The 16997-nt window shown below is 68.2% G+C and carries 14 protein-coding genes; 9 read left to right on the forward strand and 5 right to left on the reverse strand.

All coding sequences use genetic code 11. From position 1 onward, the window contains the following. The first annotated feature begins 4 nt into the window (after positions 1–4). Positions 5–1000, forward strand: a complete 996-nt coding sequence (locus GGR04_RS11260) for a type II secretion system F family protein (RefSeq protein ID WP_183199988.1) — start codon at positions 5–7, stop codon at positions 998–1000. A 19-nt stretch (positions 1001–1019) separates the two neighbouring features. On the opposite strand, the gene GGR04_RS11265 is transcribed toward GGR04_RS11260, so the two are convergent. The 3 genes from GGR04_RS11265 to queF all read right to left on the reverse strand — a co-directional run bounded on the left by GGR04_RS11265 (position 1020) and on the right by queF (position 3654). Beyond that, entirely contained in the window at positions 1020–1883 is an 864-nt protein-coding gene (locus tag GGR04_RS11265) for a VOC family protein (protein ID WP_183199990.1), read from the reverse strand. A 104-nt stretch (positions 1884–1987) separates the two neighbouring features. Beyond that, the gene (ribB, locus tag GGR04_RS11270) at positions 1988–3121 is read right to left on the reverse strand and encodes a 3,4-dihydroxy-2-butanone-4-phosphate synthase (protein WP_183199991.1); all 1134 of its coding nucleotides are present in this window, start codon (positions 3119–3121) and stop codon (positions 1988–1990) included. 74 nt (positions 3122–3195) lie between these two features. Beyond that, positions 3196–3654 carry a preQ(1) synthase gene (queF, locus tag GGR04_RS11275; protein WP_183199992.1) on the reverse strand — a complete coding sequence of 153 codons (459 nt, stop codon included), beginning with the start codon at positions 3652–3654 and terminating at the stop codon, positions 3196–3198. Positions 3655–3943: 289 nt separating this feature from the next. On the opposite strand from queF, the gene GGR04_RS11280 reads away from it, so the two are divergent. From GGR04_RS11280 to GGR04_RS11310, 7 genes are all read left to right on the forward strand, one after another. Further along, positions 3944–4678 carry a TerC family protein gene (locus tag GGR04_RS11280; RefSeq protein ID WP_183199994.1) on the forward strand — a complete coding sequence of 245 codons (735 nt, stop codon included), beginning with the start codon at positions 3944–3946 and terminating at the stop codon, positions 4676–4678. A gap of 132 nt (positions 4679–4810) precedes the next feature. Continuing rightward, positions 4811–5698, forward strand: a complete 888-nt coding sequence (locus GGR04_RS11285) for a LysR family transcriptional regulator (RefSeq protein WP_183199996.1) — start codon at positions 4811–4813, stop codon at positions 5696–5698. A gap of 94 nt (positions 5699–5792) precedes the next feature. Further along, positions 5793–6266 (forward strand): formate dehydrogenase subunit gamma, encoded by a 474-nt coding sequence (locus GGR04_RS11290; RefSeq protein ID WP_183199998.1) that lies wholly within the window; start codon positions 5793–5795, stop codon positions 6264–6266. Next, complete coding sequence (locus GGR04_RS11295; protein ID WP_183200000.1) at positions 6263–7816, forward strand: formate dehydrogenase beta subunit; 1554 nt, start codon at positions 6263–6265, stop codon at positions 7814–7816. Before GGR04_RS11290 ends, GGR04_RS11295 begins: the two co-directional genes overlap by 4 nt. Before the next feature lie 10 nt (positions 7817–7826). Further along, complete coding sequence (fdhF, locus tag GGR04_RS11300; RefSeq protein WP_183200002.1) at positions 7827–10676, forward strand: formate dehydrogenase subunit alpha; 2850 nt, start codon at positions 7827–7829, stop codon at positions 10674–10676. Positions 10677–10680: 4 nt separating this feature from the next. Beyond that, positions 10681–11514, forward strand: coding sequence for a formate dehydrogenase accessory sulfurtransferase FdhD (fdhD, locus tag GGR04_RS11305; RefSeq protein WP_312857440.1), 834 nt, complete (start codon positions 10681–10683; stop codon positions 11512–11514). After that, positions 11504–11779: a formate dehydrogenase subunit delta gene (locus tag GGR04_RS11310; RefSeq protein WP_183200003.1), complete on the forward strand. Its 276-nt coding sequence runs from the start codon at positions 11504–11506 to the stop codon at positions 11777–11779. The genes fdhD and GGR04_RS11310 overlap by 11 nt, the downstream gene beginning before the upstream one ends. A 64-nt stretch (positions 11780–11843) precedes the next feature. On the opposite strand, the gene GGR04_RS11315 is transcribed toward GGR04_RS11310, so the two are convergent. After that, complete coding sequence (locus tag GGR04_RS11315) at positions 11844–12278, reverse strand: NUDIX hydrolase (RefSeq protein ID WP_183200004.1); 435 nt, start codon at positions 12276–12278, stop codon at positions 11844–11846. A 429-nt stretch (positions 12279–12707) separates the two neighbouring features. Between GGR04_RS11315 and GGR04_RS11320 the strand changes: the two genes are divergently transcribed. Further along, a complete protein-coding gene (locus GGR04_RS11320) occupies positions 12708–12863 on the forward strand; it encodes a hypothetical protein (protein ID WP_183200005.1) in 156 nt (51 codons plus the stop codon). A 570-nt stretch (positions 12864–13433) separates the two neighbouring features. Here GGR04_RS11320 and GGR04_RS11325 read toward each other — a convergent pair. Further along, positions 13434–16979 carry a beta strand repeat-containing protein gene (locus tag GGR04_RS11325; protein ID WP_183200006.1) on the reverse strand — a complete coding sequence of 1182 codons (3546 nt, stop codon included), beginning with the start codon at positions 16977–16979 and terminating at the stop codon, positions 13434–13436. Positions 16980–16997 lie beyond the last annotated feature (18 nt).

Here is a 16997-nt window from a genome sequence, read left to right on the forward strand (position 1 = left end):
GGACATGGACTTTCTGTTTCGCGCAGTGGGACTGTCAAGCCATGCGGTTCTCGGCATTCTCGTCGGCATCGCGGTCTTCGCCACGTTCCTGACCATCGCGCTTCCGTTGCTGGGCGGGCGCGAACTGAAGACACGTATGAAGGCGGTGGCGCTCGAACGCGACCAAGTGCGCGCGCAGGCCCGCGCCCGCATGTCGAGCGACAAGGACGCCGGCCGCAAGGGGCTGCGGCAGGAGGTCGATCGCTCCTTCGCGGCCAAGGTCGTGGAGAAGCTCGACCTGCGCAAGGCGCTCGTCGACGACGCCACGCTCGCCAAGCTGCGCATCGCCGGCTTCCGGACGCATCGCGCCCTCACGCTCTTCCTCTTCTGCCGCGCCGTCCTGCCGTTCGTCTTCGGCATCCTCGCCGCCTTCTACATCTTCGGCATTGGCCTGATGGCCGAGAAGTCGATGATGCTGCGCGTCTTCGTCTGCATCGCCGTCGCCTATCTCGGCTTCTACGCGCCCAACATCTTCGTTTCCAACGCCTCGAAGAAGCGCTCGCAGTCGATCACGCGGGCCTGGCCGGACGCGCTCGACCTGCTGCTGATCTGCGTCGAATCCGGCAATGCGATCGAGGCGGGCTTTCGCCGGGTCGCCGACGAGATCGGCGTCCAGTCGATTCCGCTGGCCGAGGAACTCGTGCTCGTCTGCGCCGAACTCTCCTATCTTCCCGAGCGCAAGCAGGCCTACGAGAACCTCGTCTCGCGCACTGGCCTCGAAGCCGTCCGCTCGGTCGGCACCGCGCTCATCCAGGCCGAGCGCTACGGAACGCCGCTCGGCGCGGCGCTGCGGACCATGGCGCAGGAAAGCCGAGACATCCGCATGGCCGCCGCCGAGGCCAAGGCCGCCGCGCTGCCGCCCAAGCTCACCGTGCCGATGATCCTCTTCTTCATTCCCGCCCTCTTCGCCATCGTCATCGGCCCGGCGGTCGTTCAGGTGATGGCGAGCCAGTATCGGTGAAGGACGGTCCGGTGCGCGCTCACGCTCGGCGGACGGCGATGCCGATGCCATAGGGATCGGTGACGAGAAGCGTCTCGTTCGAGCGCACCGCCGTGTGGCCGGACGAGAGAATCCAGCTCTCGGTCGCCCGCCAAGCCTCCTCGTCCCGCGCCAGAAGCTCGAAGGCGCGAAGGCCCGTGGTGCCAGCTGGCTTCGGCCCGGCACCTCGGCTGTTCCAGACGTTCGCCGCAACGTGATGGTGATAGCCGCCGGTTGCGAGGAACGACGCCGCGGGCAGGCGCACCATGGTCTCGAAGCCGAGAACCGAGCGGTAGAACGCCTCGGCCGTGTCCACCGAGCCGACCTGCAGGTGGATGTGCCCGACCACCGTCTCGTCTGACGCGCCGGCATAGGGCTGCTCGTCGCCGGCGGCCAGCAGGTCGTCGACGTCGAGGCGCTCGGTGCCCATCTCGATCGCCCCGTTCCGTCGCGGCCAGGCCCCGGTCGGGCGGTCGGCATAGACTTCGATCCCGTTGCCCTCGGGATCGGCGAGGTAGAACGCCTCGCTGACGCCGTGGTCGGACGCGCCCTGGAGGGCGACGCGCCCTTGCGCGACATGCCGGACCCAGCGGGCGAGATCGCGCCGCGTCGGCAGGAGGAAGGCGGTGTGGAAGAGCCCGGCGCTGCGGGGGTCGGCGGGCGTCGCCGCGGGGTCGTGCTGCAGCTCGAGAAGCACGTTCGCCCCGACCCCGAGACGCAGGCTCGCGCCCTCGCGGCCGAGATCGCTCAGCCCGATGACGCTTTGGTAGAACGCGGCGACGCGTTCGAGATCGCGCACCACGAGTTGCACCGCGCCGACATGGAGCTGGGCGTCGGCGCTGGCGGGGGAGGGGGTCGAGCTCATGGCGGTCTCCGCGCGAAGGGAGGATCGAACGTGCGACGCGGGGCCGACCTCGCAGCGGCGCCCGCCAGGATGTTGGAATGTACGACGGTCGCCGGGCGCGACCCTCAGTCCTCCACGAAGATGGTGCCGGCCACCTGGATGCCGAAACCGGTGAGGCCGACATAGTCTCGCTCGTGCGTCGCCATCACCGAGATCGAGCGGACGCCGAGATCGCGCAGGATCTGCGCGCCGATCCCGACCTCGCGCCAGCGCTGGTTTCTCGCCTTGGCGCTCGCATGGCGCTCGCCGTCGGCGACGCCGTCCGCATTCGGCTCGATCGCGGTGGCGGTCTCGGCAGCCTCGAAGTCGTCCACCTGCGCGGTGCGCAGCAGCATGAGGATGCCGTGCCCGTCGGCGCGGATCCGGTCGACGGCGATCTCGATCCAGGTCTTGGCGTCGCGCGTGCGCCCGAAGAGATCGGTCACCGGCTGCTCGCGGTGGATGCGCGTCGGCACCTTCTCGGCGCCGCGCACGTCGCCGAAGATCGCCACGACGTGCTGGATGGCGTCGAACGGCGTCTGGTAGATGCGGATGCGCCCGTTCATGCCGCCGATCGCCATCGCCTCCTCGCGCACGCAGGAGACGAAGCTCTCGCGCCGGATCCGGTAGGAGATGAGATCCTCGATCGAGACGATCTTCAGCCCGTGCTCTCGCGCGAAGGCGACGAGCTCCGGCAGGCGCTTCACGGTGCCGTCGTCGTTCACCACCTCGGCCAGGACGCCGGCGGGCTCCAGCCCGGCGAGCTTGGCGAGATCGATGCCGGCCTCGGTGTGGCCCGAGCGGGTGAGCACGCCGCCCTCGCGGGCAATGAGCGGAAACATATGGCCGGGGCGGATGAAGTCGCGCCCCACCGCGTTGCCGTTGGCGAGCGCACGGGCGGTGTTGGCCCGCTCGTCGGCCGCGATGCCCGTGGTCATGCCCACCTTGTAGTCCACCGACACGGTGAAGGCGGTGCGCATCGGATCGAGATTGTTGGCCACCATCGGCGGCAGGTTGAGCTGGTCGGCGCGTTCGCCCGTCATCGGCACGCAGAGGATGCCGCTCGTGTGGCGGATCATGAAGGCCATGGTCTCGGGCGTCGCCTTCGACGCGGCCATGATCAGGTCGCCCTCGTTCTCGCGGTCGGTGTCGTCGACCACCACCACGAGTTCGCCGGCGGCGATCGCGCGGACCGCCTCTTCGATGCTGTCGAGTTCCATGCCACTCCCCCTGGACGCCCCCCAGCGTTTAGAGGGGAGCGGGCCCGCGATCAACGGCGACGCACCGTTCGCCCTCAGCCGCGGCCGCGATAGGGCGGCACGCCCTGGTCGGGCAGGAACACGCCCTCGGGCGGGGCGCCCGTCTGCCAGAACACGTCGATCGGGATGCCGCCGCGCGGATACCAGTAGCCGCCGATGCGCAGCCAGAGCGGGCGTGTCGCTTCCACCACGCGGCGCGCGATCTCCACCGTGCAGTCCTCGTGAAAGGCGCCGTGGTTGCGGAAGCTGGTGAGAAAGAGCTTCAGCGACTTCGACTCTACCAGTCGCTCGTCGGGCGCATAGTCGATGACGATGTGGGCGAAGTCGGGCTGGCCGGTGACGGGGCAGAGCGAGGTGAACTCGGGCGCCGTGAAGCGCACGATGGCCGGCGGCCCTTCGCGCCGGGCGTAGGGCACGGTTTCCAGCCGGGCCTCGTCGGGCGAGGCGGCGGGACGGGCATCTTGCCCGAGCTGGGTCAGGGTGGGGTCGGACATTCTGGGTTTCCCGGATGGCGGAAAGGTTGCCCTGCGGTATCGCCCGGCCGGTGTCGTTTCAACGGACAAATTCATCCATCACGCCGGTTGAAAGTTTGCGTGATCCGTCTTAAGGCCTGCCTCGCCAGGCCGGGCCCCTCTGGCAGCCTCCGGGCTGCGATGTCGGACTGGCGGACGATTCCCCGCACGGGTTTGCCGTGCCGAGATGCCCGTCCGCCGGCGCAAGTCGCCGCAGCGGTGGTCTCGACCCGGGAACGTACGTCTCCGTTCACGGTCGGAAAGGCCCCTCATGTTCGAACTTCTCACGCCGGAAGGGTGGCTGGCGCTCGGCCAGATCATCATCATGGATGTCGTCCTCGCCGGCGACAACGCCATCGTCATCGGGCTGGCCGTCGCCGGCCTGCCGAAGGACCAGCGCACCAAGGCCATCTTCTGGGGCATCGCAGCGGCCACGGGCCTGCGCATCGCCTTCACCCTCGTCGCGACGCAGCTTCTCGGCATCTTCGGCCTGCTTCTCGCGGGCGGCTTGCTGCTGCTCTGGGTGTGCTGGAAGATGTGGTCGGAGCTGCGGGCCGGTGGCCACGAAGCCGCGGAGGACGCGATCGACGGCACGAAGGTTGGCGCCCCGCGCAAGACCTTGGGCCAGGCGACGCTGCAGATCATCCTCGCCGACGTCTCGATGTCGCTCGACAACGTGATCGCCGTCGCCGGCGCGGCCGAAGGGCACCATTGGTCGCTTCTCGCCTTCGGTCTCCTCCTGTCCATCGCGCTCATGGCGCTTGCCGCGAACTTCATCGCCAAGCTTCTCAACCGCCATCGCTGGATCGCCTATGTCGGCCTTGCCGTGATCCTCTTCGTGGCGGTGGAGATGGTGCTGAAGGGTCTCGTTCAGGTCTATCCGCCGCTCGGCGAATACATCCCGTTCGCCGTCGAGGACTCGCGGCACCCGCCGCTACCCGCCGGCATCGAGGCGCCCGCTTCGAGCGCCCCGGCGGCGAGCGTGTCGCCCGCGCCGGCCCAGTAGGTTCGACGCCGGCCCACGCGGGGCCGAACCACGCGGGATCGTCTTCGCGCAGACCGCGTTCCAGAAAGGACGGTGCCGGGTCCGATCGCGGGCCGGCGCCGTCTCCTCGGAGGCGGCCGCGACCGAACCCCCATGCTCGACAAGCTCGAATATCTCGTGGCGCTCGCGCGCGAGCGCCATTTCGGCAAGGCCGCCCTCAGCCTCGGCGTGACTCAGCCGACGCTGTCGGCCGGCCTCAAGCAGCTGGAGGAGCGCTTCGGCGCGACGCTCGTCGATCGCGGCGCGCGCTTCAAGAGCCTCACCCCGGAGGGCGAGCGGGTTCTCGTCTGGGCACGGCGGATCCTCGACGATGTGCGCAGCTTGGAGATCGAACTCGACGCGGCGAAGGCGACGGTCGGCGGTCGGCTGCGCATCGTCGCCGTGCCGACGGCCCTGAGCTGGCTGCCACGTCTGACGGTTCCCTTTCTCACCGCCCATCCCGGCGTCACGCTCGAGATCGGCAGCCGCACCGGCGCCGAGGTGCTCGAGGCCGTCCGGCACTTCGACGCCGACGTCGGCATCACCTACCTGACGCACGAGGCCGTGGTCGGCTTTGCCCATCATGCGCTTCTGGACGAACGCTATTGCCTGCTCACTCGGCCCGACGGGCCGCTGGCGGGGAGCGCCACCGTGGACTGGAGCGAGCTGGCGACGATCCCGATCGCGCTGCTCGATCCCAGCATGCAGAACCGCCGCATCCTCGACGAAAGCTTCACCGCGCTCGGCATCCGGGTCGCGCCTGTGATGGAGACCAACTCGATGATCACCCTGATCGCCCATGTGCGGGCCGGCGGTTGCGCGACGATCCTGCCGGAGGGCATGGCCGATGCGCTGGGGCTCGGGTCCGACTTCACCGTGGTTCCCCTCGGATCGGGCGGGCCGGTGCGCACGCTCGGCCTCGTCGTGGCATCGCGCGAGCCGCGTCCGTTTCTGCCGGCCTCGTTCTTCGCCTTCGCCGCATCGCACACGTTTGCGCGATAGACGATCTCTATCGCAGCACGCGGAAAGGGCGATTGATCGCGGGTGAAAAGCTCGCTCTACTGTTTGGAACGATTTCAAACGGGAGGAGCCGGCCATGGTTCGCGCCACAGGCTACGATCGCGAGGAGGCCGAGGCGATCGTCGCCGGCCTCCGGCATCTCGAAGGCCCCCTCCTGCCGATCCTCCACGCGCTGCAGGCCCGCTTCGGCTTCGTCGGCGAAGAGGCCGTGCGCACCGTCTCGGCGGCGCTCAACCTTTCGCGTGCCGAGGTGCACGGCGTCGTCTCCTTCTACCACGACTTCCACGCGGAGCCGACGGCCCGCCGCAGCCTGAAGGTCTGCCGCGCCGAAGCTTGCCAGGCCAATGGCAGCGACCGTGTCGCGGCGGCCTTCGAGGCCGCGCTCGGCGTGCGCTTCGGCGAAACGACGCGCGACGGGCAGGTGTCGCTGGAGGCCTGCTACTGTCTCGGCCTCTGCGCGATCGGCCCCTCCGCCATGCTCGACGGGCGCATCGTCGCCCGGCTCGACGAGGCCAAGGTCGCCGCGCTCGCCGAAGAGGCGCGGCTATGATCCGCGTCTTCGTTCCACTCGACAGCTTCGCCGTGGCCTGCGGCGCCGACGAGATCACTGAAGAACTCGCGCAACTCGCCGCGACCCGCGGTCACGATGTCGAGATCGTGCGCAACGGTTCGCGCGGCATGGCATGGCTCGAGCCGCTCGTGGAGGTGGAGGTTCTCGGCCAGCGCATCGCCTATGGCCCGATCGAGCCGGGCGAAGTCGCGGCGCTGCTCGACGCTGGGTTCCTGCACGGCGACGATCATCCCAAGCGCATCGGCGACCCCGAGGCGCATCCCTTCCTCAAAGCCCAGACCCGCGTCACCTTCCGACGCTGCGGGCTCACCGATCCGCTCTCGCTCGCCGATTATCGCCGCCACGGCGGCTTCGAGGGCCTCGCGCGCGCGCTGGCGATGGAAGCCGGCGGCGTCGTCGCGGAGGTCACGCAGTCGGGCCTGCGCGGCCGCGGCGGGGCGGGGTTTCCGACCGGCATCAAATGGAAGACGGTCACCGAGGCCGCGGCCGACCGCAAGTACATCGTCGCCAATGCCGACGAGGGCGACAGCGGCACCTTCGCCGACCGGATGATCATGGAAGGCGACCCGTTCTGCCTGATCGAGGGCATGGCGATCGCCGGCGTCGCCACGGGCGCGACCAAGGGCTTCGTGTACCTGCGCTCGGAATATCCGGTGGCGATCCGCGTGATGAACGAGGCGGTTCGGCGGGCGAGGGCAGACGGCGTGCTCGGCGCGTCGGTGATGGGCTCGTGGCGGGCCTTCGACATCGAGGTGCGCGTCGGCGCCGGCGCCTATGTCTGCGGCGAGGAGACCTCGCTGCTCGAAAGCCTCGAAGGCAAGCGGGGGCAGGTGCGCGCCAAGCCGCCGCTGCCCGCGCACAAGGGTCTCTTCGGCAAGCCCACCGTAATCAACAACGTGGTGACGCTGGCGAGCGTGCCGGAGATCCTGCGTGCGGGTGCGTCGACCTATCAAGCGCTCGGAACCGGGCGCTCGCGCGGCACGATCCCGATCCAGATCGCAGGCAACGTCGCCCGGGGCGGCCTGTTCGAGGCGCCCTTTGGGTTGACGCTTGGTGAGATCGTGGACGGGATCGGCGGCGGCACGCGCACCGGGCGCGCCGTGCGCGCCGTGCAGGTCGGCGGCCCGCTCGGCGCTTACTTTCCCCGCGCGCTCTTCGACACGGTGTTCGACTACGAGGCCTTCGCCGCGCGCGACGGGCTGATCGGCCATGCCGGCATCGTCGTCTTCGACGACAGCGTCGACATGGCCGCCCAGGCCCGCTTCGCCTTCGAGTTCTGCGCGATCGAGAGCTGCGGCAAGTGCACGCCCTGCCGCGTCGGCGCGGTGCGCGGGCTGGAGACGATGGACAAGGTGATTGCCGGCGAGCGAGTCGGCGAGCATCTCGAGCTGGTCGAGGATCTCTGCAACACGATGAAGTTCGGCTCGCTCTGCGCGCTCGGCGGTTTCACGCCCTATCCGGTCATGAGCGCGCTCACACATTTCCCCGAAGATTTCCGTGCCGCGCCCCTGCGCGAAGCCGCGGAGTAGGAGCACCGTCATGTCGCTCATCCAGGAAACCGACTACGGCACGCCGAAATCTCGGACGGAAAAGCTCGTCACGATCAGTGTGGACGGGCGCGCCGTCACCGTGCGGGAGGGCACCTCGCTGATGCGCGCGGCAATGGAGGCCGGCATCGGTGTGCCGAAGCTCTGCGCCACCGACATGCTCGACGCCTTCGGCTCCTGCCGGCTCTGCGTGGTCGAGGTCGAGGGCATGCGAGGCACGCCGGCCTCCTGCACGACGCTTGCGGCCGAGGGCATGAAGGTCTCGACGCAGACCGATCGCCTCAAGCGCATTCGCAAGGGCGTGATGGAGCTCTACATCTCCGACCATCCGCTGGACTGTCTGACCTGCGCGGCCAACGGCGACTGCGAATTGCAGACGCAGGCCGGCGCCGTCGGCCTTCGCGACGTGCGCTATGGATACGAGGGCGAGAACCATCTCGGACAGGCCAAGGACGTCTCGAACCCGTACTTCCAGTTCGACGCCTCGAAATGCATCGTCTGCTCGCGCTGCGTGCGGGCCTGCGAGGAGGTGCAGGGCACCTTCGCGCTGACGATCGCCGGGCGCGGCTTCGACTCGAAGGTCTCGGCGGGGCTCGGCTCCGACGACTTCTTCTCCTCCGAATGCGTCTCCTGCGGCGCCTGCGTGCAGGCCTGCCCGACCGCGACGCTGGAAGAGAAGTCTGTCGTCGAAATCGGCCTGCCCGAGCACTCGCTGGTGACGACCTGCGCCTATTGCGGCGTCGGCTGCTCGTTCAAGGCCGAGATGCGCGGCGAAGAGCTGATCCGCATGGTGCCCTACAAGGACGGCAAGGCCAATCGCGGCCATTCCTGCGTCAAGGGTCGCTTCGCGCTCGGCTATGCCACGCACAAGGACCGCATCCTCAAACCGATGATCCGCGACCACTACCTGCAGCCCTGGCAGGAGGTCTCCTACGAGGAGGCCATCGCCTTCGCGGCCGCCAAGCTGCGCGGCATCCAGGCGAAATACGGGCGCGGCTCGATCGGCGCCATCTCCTCGTCGCGCTGCACCAACGAGGAGGTCTACCTCGTCCAGAAGATGGTGCGCGCCGGCTTCGGCAACAACAACATCGACACCTGCGCCCGCGTCTGCCACTCGCCCACCGGCTACGGCCTCTCCACCACCTACGGCACCTCGGCGGGCACGCAGGATTTCGACAGCGTCGAGGACAGCGACGTCATCCTCGTCATCGGCGCCAACCCGACCGACGGCCATCCGGTCTTCGCCTCGCGCATGAAGAAGCGCCTGCGCCAGGGCGCCCGGCTCATCGTCATCGACCCGCGCCGCATCGATCTCGTGAAGACGCCGCATGTCGAGGCCGACTACCATCTGCCGCTGCGCCCCGGCACCAACGTCGCGATGCTGACGGCGCTCGCCCATGTCGTCGTCACCGAGGGGCTGATGGACGAGGCCTTCGTGCGAGAGCGTTGCGACTGGGCCGAGTTCCAGGACTGGGCGACCTTCGTCTCCGATCCCGCCCGCTCGCCGGAAGCGGTGGAGAGCGTCACCGGCGTGCCCGCGATGGACGTTCGCGCCGCCGCGCGGCTCTACGCGACGGGGGGCAACGGCGCGATCTACTATGGGCTCGGCGTCACCGAGCACTCCCAGGGCTCCACCAGCGTGATGGCGATCGCCAATCTCGCCATGGCCACCGGCAATATCGGCCGGCGCGGCGTCGGCGTGAACCCGCTGCGCGGCCAGAACAACGTGCAAGGCTCCTGCGACATGGGCTCCTTCCCGCACGAGCTGCCGGGCTACCGGCACATCAGCCGCGACGAGGTGCGCGAGACCTTCGAGAGCCTCTGGGGCGTCAAGCTCGACGAGGAGCCGGGGCTGCGCATTCCCAACATGTTCGACGCGGCGGTGGAGGGCACCTTCAAGGGGCTCTACGTGCAGGGCGAAGACATCCTCCAGTCCGATCCCGACACCAAACACGTCTCGGCGGGCCTGGCGGCGCTCGAATGCCTGATCGTGCAGGATCTCTTCCTCAACGAGACCGCGAACTACGCCACCGTCTTCCTGCCGGGCTCGACCTTCCTCGAAAAGGACGGCACCTTCACCAATGCCGAGCGGCGCATCAACCGCGTGCGCCGCGTCATGAGCCCGAAGAACGGCTATGCCGACTGGGAGGTGACGCAGCTTCTGGCGCACGCGCTGGGCATGGACATGCACTATTCGCACCCCTCCGAGATCATGGCCGAGGTCGCGGCGACGACGCCGAGCTTCGCGGGGGTCAGCTACCCGCTTCTGGAGGAGAAGGGCTCGGTGCAGTGGCCCTGCAACGAGGCGCATCCCGAGGGCACGCCGATCATGCATATCGGCGCCTTCATGCGCGGCAAGGGCAAGTTCGTCATCACCGAATACGTGGCGACGGACGAGCGCACCGGGCCGCGCTTCCCGCTGCTCCTCACCACCGGGCGGATCCTCTCGCAGTACAATGTGGGCGCGCAGACGCGGCGCACCGCCAACGTCGCGTGGCACGAGGAAGATCTCCTTGAGATCCATCCGCACGACGCCGAGATGCGCGGCATTCGCGAGCGCGACTGGGTGAAGCTCGACAGCCGCGCCGGCTCCACCTCGCTGCGGGCCAAGATCACCGACCGAGTAGCACCGGGCGTCGTCTACACGACCTTCCACCATCCGGCGACGCAGGCCAACGTCATCACCACCGACTTCTCGGACTGGGCCACCAACTGCCCGGAATACAAGGTGACGGCGGTGCAGATCTCGCCCTCCAACGGCCCGACCGACTGGCAGGAGGAGTATCGCGAACTCTCCGAGGAGAGCCGGCAGATCGCGCCCGTGCTCGACGCGGCGGAATAGCGGCGTGGCGCGTCCCATTTCCGGCGAGGCGACGAGCCTCGTCTTTCGCGGCGGGCGGTTCGCGGCGGGCACCCGGCGGGTGCCGGCCGAGGTCGCGGTCGCGATCTCGGTGAACGGCTCGACCCATGCGGTGATGATGGCGACGCCCGATCACCTCGAGGATCTCGCGCTCGGCCTAGCCCTTAGCGAGCGCATCGTCGCCACGCCCGGCGAGATCGAGCGGATCGACGTCGAGGACGCCGAGCTCGGCCTCGACTGCCGGATCTGGCTGACGCCGGAGCGCGCGGCGTCCTATGTGGCGCGCCGACGGCAGATGACCGGGCCGGTCGGCTGCGGCCTCTGCGGCGTCGAAAGCCTGGAACTGGCCTCGCGCACTCTGCCGCTCGTTGGGGCAGGGGTGACGCTTCGCCCCGAAGCGATTACCGAAGGGCTTCAGGCGATGGCCCGCCGGCAGGATCTCGGACGTGAGACCCGGGCCGTGCATGCCGCGGGCTTTCTCGACGCCGGCGGGACGTTGGTGGTGCTGCGCGAGGACGTCGGCCGACACAACGCGCTCGACAAGGTGGCTGGCCATCTGGCAGCGCGCGGGCTCGACCCGGCCGCGGGCTTTCTGGCGATGACCAGCCGCGTCTCCGTTGAACTCATCCAGAAGGCGGCGGTGATGGGCTGCGGCCTGATCGCTGCGGTGTCGGCGCCCACCGGTCTCGCGATTGAGGCGGCGCGGGGCGCGGGCGTCACTCTGGTGGCGGTGGTGCGCGGCGACGAGTTCGAGATCTTCACCCATCCCCGCCGGATCGCCGGTGCCCTGGATGTCGAAGGAGCCAGCGATGCCGCCTGAGAAGCTGATCCGCATGGCGAACCAGATCGCCACCTTCTGCCAGTCGAACCCCGACGGCGCTCGCCACACCGCGAGCGTTGCCGACCACATCAACAGCTACTGGGAACCGCGCATGCGGAGCCAGCTCTTCGCGGCTTACGAGGGGGGGGAAACCGCTGGGTTCCACCCGCTGGTGCTCGACGCGATGACGGCGATCCGCCGGCCGAAGGAGCCCTTGGAGGCGCGCACGTCGATCGAAGGGGAGGGACCGGCCGAACCGGGCTGACGTTGCCAAGGTCCGATGCCGCCGACGCGCCCATCGACGGCGAGCCTTTCTGCCAAGTCGAGGTTTACGACGCCTTGGGCGTCTCGATCAGCCTCTGGAGCGAGCGCAGGAGTTCGGCGAGTTCGGGCTCCTGCACGGCATTCGCCGCTTCCTCCGGCGTGAACCATTCGCGGCGCCGCTCCAACGCTTCCGGCCAGGTGCCGGCGAGACGATCGACCGTCATCGCAAACACTTTCACCCGGCAGGCGATCACCTCGCCGCTGCGAAGGCGCTTGGGGTAATGGTAGCAGCCGGTCGCCTTCTTCGCGATCCGACCCTCGATCCCCGCTTCCTCGAACGCTTCCTGCTCGGCGGCCTGATGCGGGCGCTTGGCCTTCATCGGCCAGCCCTTCGGAATGACCCAGCGGCCCGTCTCGCGCGAGGTGACCAGCAGGATGCGAAGGCCGACCGCCGGGTCGTCCTGGTAGGCGATGGCGCCGACCTGCTTCCGCTGCTTCATAATGCTCACATGCCTTTCATGGTCTAGACCAATTAAGGGCTGGTATGGTGAACGGAAACCCATAAGGCGGGCACGCGACCAATTTATTTTTGTTAGTGCCAAAGCAGATGCCGCAGACCCAACGCGCAACCTAGGCGTCAAGACGGACGACCGCCCTTCGCTGAACGGTTTGCTCGCAAAAATTGCATAGACCCGTGATTGCAACGGCCTTCAACACAACCTATCGTCGTGCCAGCGGTATCGAACGGAGGCAAGGTCGGTGCAATGGTCGGGCGACGAATCGAGGCCGGAAGCGGTGATCGCCTGGTTTCTGGCAGCGCTCGGCTGTTGGATCATGGCGGGGGTTTGGATCATCCTGTGACGGCGATCGAGCAAGTGCGGAACATGCGTCGGTCGGGAGGACGGAGCTCCGATCCTCTGACGTCAAACTTGGCGCGACCGGATGCGCCCGGCCTGTCCGTCGACGAGCGCAGTGCGCTCTACCTGCTGTCGATGGCGCACGCGCTTCTGAAGCGAGATCATCCCGCCGTTGCGGCGATGATCGACTACGCGATGCTCGACGTCGCGGTCGGTCAGCCCGACTGACATGATCGGCTCGAGCGCCCGCGGCTTCGTCCCCGAGGTGCGGGCTCGGCGCGCGCTGCAAGCGGCAAAGCGCATGGCTCGGCATGGTTGCGGCCGTCGGTGCGCTTCGATCTCCACCAGCCTGGATTGAGGTCTGAGACGTCTCGAGGCGAGCCGAGGAGCGGAAGCGCTCCTCGCCCCTGCCGGCCTCGTTCGAAGGTCGCGACTCCTCTTCTCTCTTCGGCTCTCCGTTTCCTCGTCTGCGAGAACCGGACGCGCGCGGCCTGCCAAGAGCGCCCGCAAGGCTGCCCACACGGTTTGCCACGACGATCCGTTGCCTTCGCCTGCGTCCGCAATATTCACCTGTAGAGCGGCAGCGGACCGATCCAAGAGCATCGAGCGAAGCAACGGGTGAGCGGTGCGGCGAGAGCGTCTTCGCTGCCAGCGATCCGTTCGGGCCGTGCTGACGTCAGCGCTCATGGACTTCCGCCGACTGATGAAACGAGGAAGGGGTCCGTCGCAGGCGCGACGGACCCCTTCCTTGTTCGATAGGCCCGGCGCCCCGCGACAGGGGCGCCGGAGATCGTTGCGTCAGATGATGGCGTCGGCCGTCAGCGTCGTGACACCCGCGAGCAGGATGGCGCTGTCCGCCGAGCCGTTGGCGTCGGCATCGACGAAGAGGTAGCCGTCCGGGCCCACGACCTGGAAGCTGTAGAGGGTGGGGCCCTCTGCCGCCGCGAAGGCCGAGTTGGCGGCGCTCAACGCACCATCATAGCTCGTGTTGCTCGTCGTACCCGCCGCGAAGGTCGTCGCCGACCCGGCCGCGAGGCCGAAGTCGAGAACGTCGGAGCCGAGATCGAAGGCTTCGACCCGGTCGAGCGCCGCCGCGGTCAGGCCGGTGCTGCCGGCCGAGAAGACGAACGTGTCGCTGCCTTCGCCGCCGACGAGGAGATCCGCGCCGACACCGCCGATCATCGTGGTGTCGCCGCCGCCGGAGACGATCGTGTCGTTTCCGCCATTGCCGTAGACCAGCGAGTCGCCGCTGCCGAGCAGGATGCGGTCCGCTCCGTCGCCTGCATCGTTCGCCGAGATGCCGCCGAAGACGGTGGCGCTCCCGGTGAACTGCGTCAGGTCGATCGTATCGCCGTCCTGGTTGCCGAAGACCGAGACGCCGCGGTCCGCATAGTCTCCGAACACGGTGATCTGGTCGTCGCCGAAGCCGCCGAAGATCGACGATCCGCCGCCGGCCGAGCCTTCGCTATCGAAGACCAGCTCGATCCGATCGTTGCCGCCATTGCCGTAGATGACGGCGTCGCCGGACGTGTCGAGTTCAACATAGATATCGTCGGCACCATCGGTCGGGTCGAGGACGATGTCGCCGCCGAAGACGGTCACGTCGCCATCGGCATAGACCTCGATCGTGTCCGCGCCCGGTCCACCCCGCACATAGGACGAGCCGTTGTCGTCATAGGTGTAGAGGGTGATGGTGTCGTCGCCGAGCCCGCCGTAGATCGAAGCGCTGCCAGCCTCGACATAGATGTCGTCGTTGCCGCCATTGCCATAGACGACCGCCAGGCCACCGACGTCCACGTCGATGACGTCGTTGTCCGCGGTCGGGTCCACCTCGCCGTTGCCGCCGAAGACGGTCACGTCGCCGCCGTCGAAGATTTCTATGTCGTCGGAGCCGTCGCCGCCGACCACGAGGCCCGAGCTCAAGGAACCGTCCGATCCGAAGACGTCGCCGACTTCGATCGTGTCGTTGCCGACGCCGCCATAGACCGTCGCGCGGTCCGCATCGACGGCGATGAAGTCGTCGCCGCCATTGCCGTAGACGAGCGCCGAACCGGACGCCGAGACCCCGATGTCGTCGTCGTCGTCGGTCGGGTCGGTCACGCCGTTGCCGCCGTAGACGGTGGCGTTTCCGTCAGTGCCGACGAAGAGCTCGTCCTCGCCGGAGCCGCCGACGACGAAGGCTTCTTGAGCGCCGAACACGTTCACCGAATCGTCGCCGAGGCCGGCATAGATCGTCGCGCGGTTGGCGTTGCCGTCGATGTCGTCGTTACCGCCATTGCCGTGGACGAGCACGTCGCCGGAGGCCTGGAAGCCGATCTGGTCGCCGCCGTCGGTCGGATCGGTGATCGCCGAACCGCCGTAGATCAGGAGGTCGCCGTCGACCGCGCCGAAGATCTGGTCGTCGCCCGAGCCGCCGACCAGCAGCACGTCGTTCACGAACTCGCCCGGCGTCGCGGCCAAGGTCGTGGGAACGCCGCCGTCGCCTTCCAGCGGGGTGACGAAGATGACGTCGTCGCCAGCCCCGCCGTAGACGGTGTTACTGCCGCTGCCGCCGACCGCGATAAAATCGTCGCCGCCATTGCCGTAGACGAGATTGTCGCCCTCGCCGGCGACCAGGATCAGGTCGCTTCCGTCGGACGGATCATTGACGCCGGTGCCGCCATAGACGGTGTTGTCGCCGTCGCTCTCGACGACGAGGACGTCGAGACCCTGAAGGAACTCGGTGAGACCGCCGCCTTCGAGGATGTCGCCGATCGTCAGGCCGAGGGCGAGCGTCGCGGTGATCTCGAAGCCGAGCGAGGACAGCAACCCGCCGACGTCGAGGTTCGCGATCAGGTCGAGATTGACCAGCTGCCCGTCGAAGACGCCGAGCCCGAGATCGGCGAGAACGGTGAGGTCGAGATCGAGAAGGACACCGAGCAGCCCGGCATCGTCCAGCACGGGGAAGACGTCGTCGCCGACCTGGCCGAGGTCGAGGAGATCAAGGATGTCCGCGCCGTCCGTACCGGAGAGCAGCCCGGCGACATCGGCTTCGGCAAGCACGGTCACTTCCGTGACGATACCGGCCACCACGGCAAGACCGGCGGAGAGCAGAACGGCCGGATCGATGTCGTCGAGTGCCCCAAATACGGCACCCAGAGGATCTGGTAGGGCGAGCAGCTGCGACAGCGTCGTCAGATTGAGTTCGGCCAGAATGGCGGCCACCAAGCTGGTCCCGACCGCATCGGGCAACGCCTGGACGAAGGCGATGAGGCCGTCCTGATCGGTTGGCAGCGCGTCGCCGATCTCGAAGAGGTCGCCATTCGCCGAAAACAGGCCGACGCCGGCCAGCACGCTCGCGTCGAGACCGACGAGATTCTCGGTCAGAAGTTCGAGATCGACATCGACGGCTGTAGTCAGATCGACGATGTCGGTCCCAGCGATACCGAGGTTGAGATCGGCCAGGATGTCGGCGTCCAGACCCAGCAGGCCTCCGCGAACGTCCTCAATGTCGCCGCCGATCGCACCGATGTCGAGGCCGAGTGCCACCGCGATCTGGATTAGGCTGGTTCCGTCGGCGAGGTCGTCGCCGGGCGAACCTGCGGGATCGTTCGAGCCGCCGTAGACGAGGTTGTCGCCGGTGGCGTCGCCGTTGCCGACGAGGACGAGGTCGGAGCCGGCGCCGCCGTAGATCGTGTTGTCGCCGAGCGAATTGACGACGATGACGTCGTCGCCACCATTGCCGTAGACCAGCGCGTCGCCTTCGGCGGGTGCCGTGCCGTTGCCCACGAAGATGAAGTCGTCGCCGTCGGTCGGATCGCTCACGCCGCCGCCGCCGTAGATCGTCGCCGTCTCGCCTTCGCCGGGCGCCGCCACGATGGCGTCGGACCCGCTGCCGCCGGCGAGCAGATCGTTGCCGAAGATCGAGCGGATCGCGTCGTCGCCGCCATTGCCGTAGACCGTGTCGTCGCCCGAGCCAGTGACGATCACGTCGCCGCCGTCGGTCGAGGCCGAAAGCGTGCCGCCGCCGAAGACGAGATTGTCGCCGTCGCCCAGCAGGATCGTGTTCGCGCCGTCGCCGCCGAGCACCACGTCGCCGGTGTCGCCGGCGTTCGCGACGTCGTCGGAGCCCGCCAGCACCGTGAAATCGCCGCCGTCGAGGAGGTTGACGTCGGCTGCAGCGAGATCGGCGTAGTCGACGCCGGTGAGCGTCAGCGAAATGCCGGAGACGAGCGTGATGGTGACGCCGCTGGTGCCTTCCGTGACGTTGCGGATCTGTGCGTTCGGCACGTTCAGATTGAGCACGTCGCCATCGGCGAAGGCGACCGTCTGCGACGCCGAACCGTTAAAATCGATGATTGCCATTCTACCCCCAAAGGCGAA

It is taken from the genome of Aureimonas pseudogalii, from assembly GCF_014196835.1.
In the GTDB taxonomy this organism is placed as follows: domain Bacteria; phylum Pseudomonadota; class Alphaproteobacteria; order Rhizobiales; family Rhizobiaceae; genus Aureimonas; species Aureimonas pseudogalii.

Bases quoted from the DNA above. Each gene is read 5' to 3' on its own strand.
- GGR04_RS11260 (WP_183199988.1), top strand. From the start codon at position 5: ATGGACTTTCTGTTTCGCGCAGTGGGACTGTCAAGCCATGCGGTTCTC.
- GGR04_RS11265 (WP_183199990.1), bottom strand. From the start codon at position 1,883: ATGAGCTCGACCCCCTCCCCCGCCAGCGCCGACGCCCAGCTCCATGTC.
- ribB (WP_183199991.1), bottom strand. From the start codon at position 3,121: ATGGAACTCGACAGCATCGAAGAGGCGGTCCGCGCGATCGCCGCCGGC.
- queF (WP_183199992.1), bottom strand. From the start codon at position 3,654: ATGTCCGACCCCACCCTGACCCAGCTCGGGCAAGATGCCCGTCCCGCC.
- GGR04_RS11280 (WP_183199994.1), top strand. From the start codon at position 3,944: ATGTTCGAACTTCTCACGCCGGAAGGGTGGCTGGCGCTCGGCCAGATC.
- GGR04_RS11285 (WP_183199996.1), top strand. From the start codon at position 4,811: ATGCTCGACAAGCTCGAATATCTCGTGGCGCTCGCGCGCGAGCGCCAT.
- GGR04_RS11290 (WP_183199998.1), top strand. From the start codon at position 5,793: ATGGTTCGCGCCACAGGCTACGATCGCGAGGAGGCCGAGGCGATCGTC.
- GGR04_RS11295 (WP_183200000.1), top strand. From the start codon at position 6,263: ATGATCCGCGTCTTCGTTCCACTCGACAGCTTCGCCGTGGCCTGCGGC.
- fdhF (WP_183200002.1), top strand. From the start codon at position 7,827: ATGTCGCTCATCCAGGAAACCGACTACGGCACGCCGAAATCTCGGACG.
- GGR04_RS11310 (WP_183200003.1), top strand. From the start codon at position 11,504: ATGCCGCCTGAGAAGCTGATCCGCATGGCGAACCAGATCGCCACCTTC.
- GGR04_RS11315 (WP_183200004.1), bottom strand. From the start codon at position 12,278: ATGAAGCAGCGGAAGCAGGTCGGCGCCATCGCCTACCAGGACGACCCG.
- GGR04_RS11325 (WP_183200006.1), bottom strand. From the start codon at position 16,979: ATGGCAATCATCGATTTTAACGGTTCGGCGTCGCAGACGGTCGCCTTC.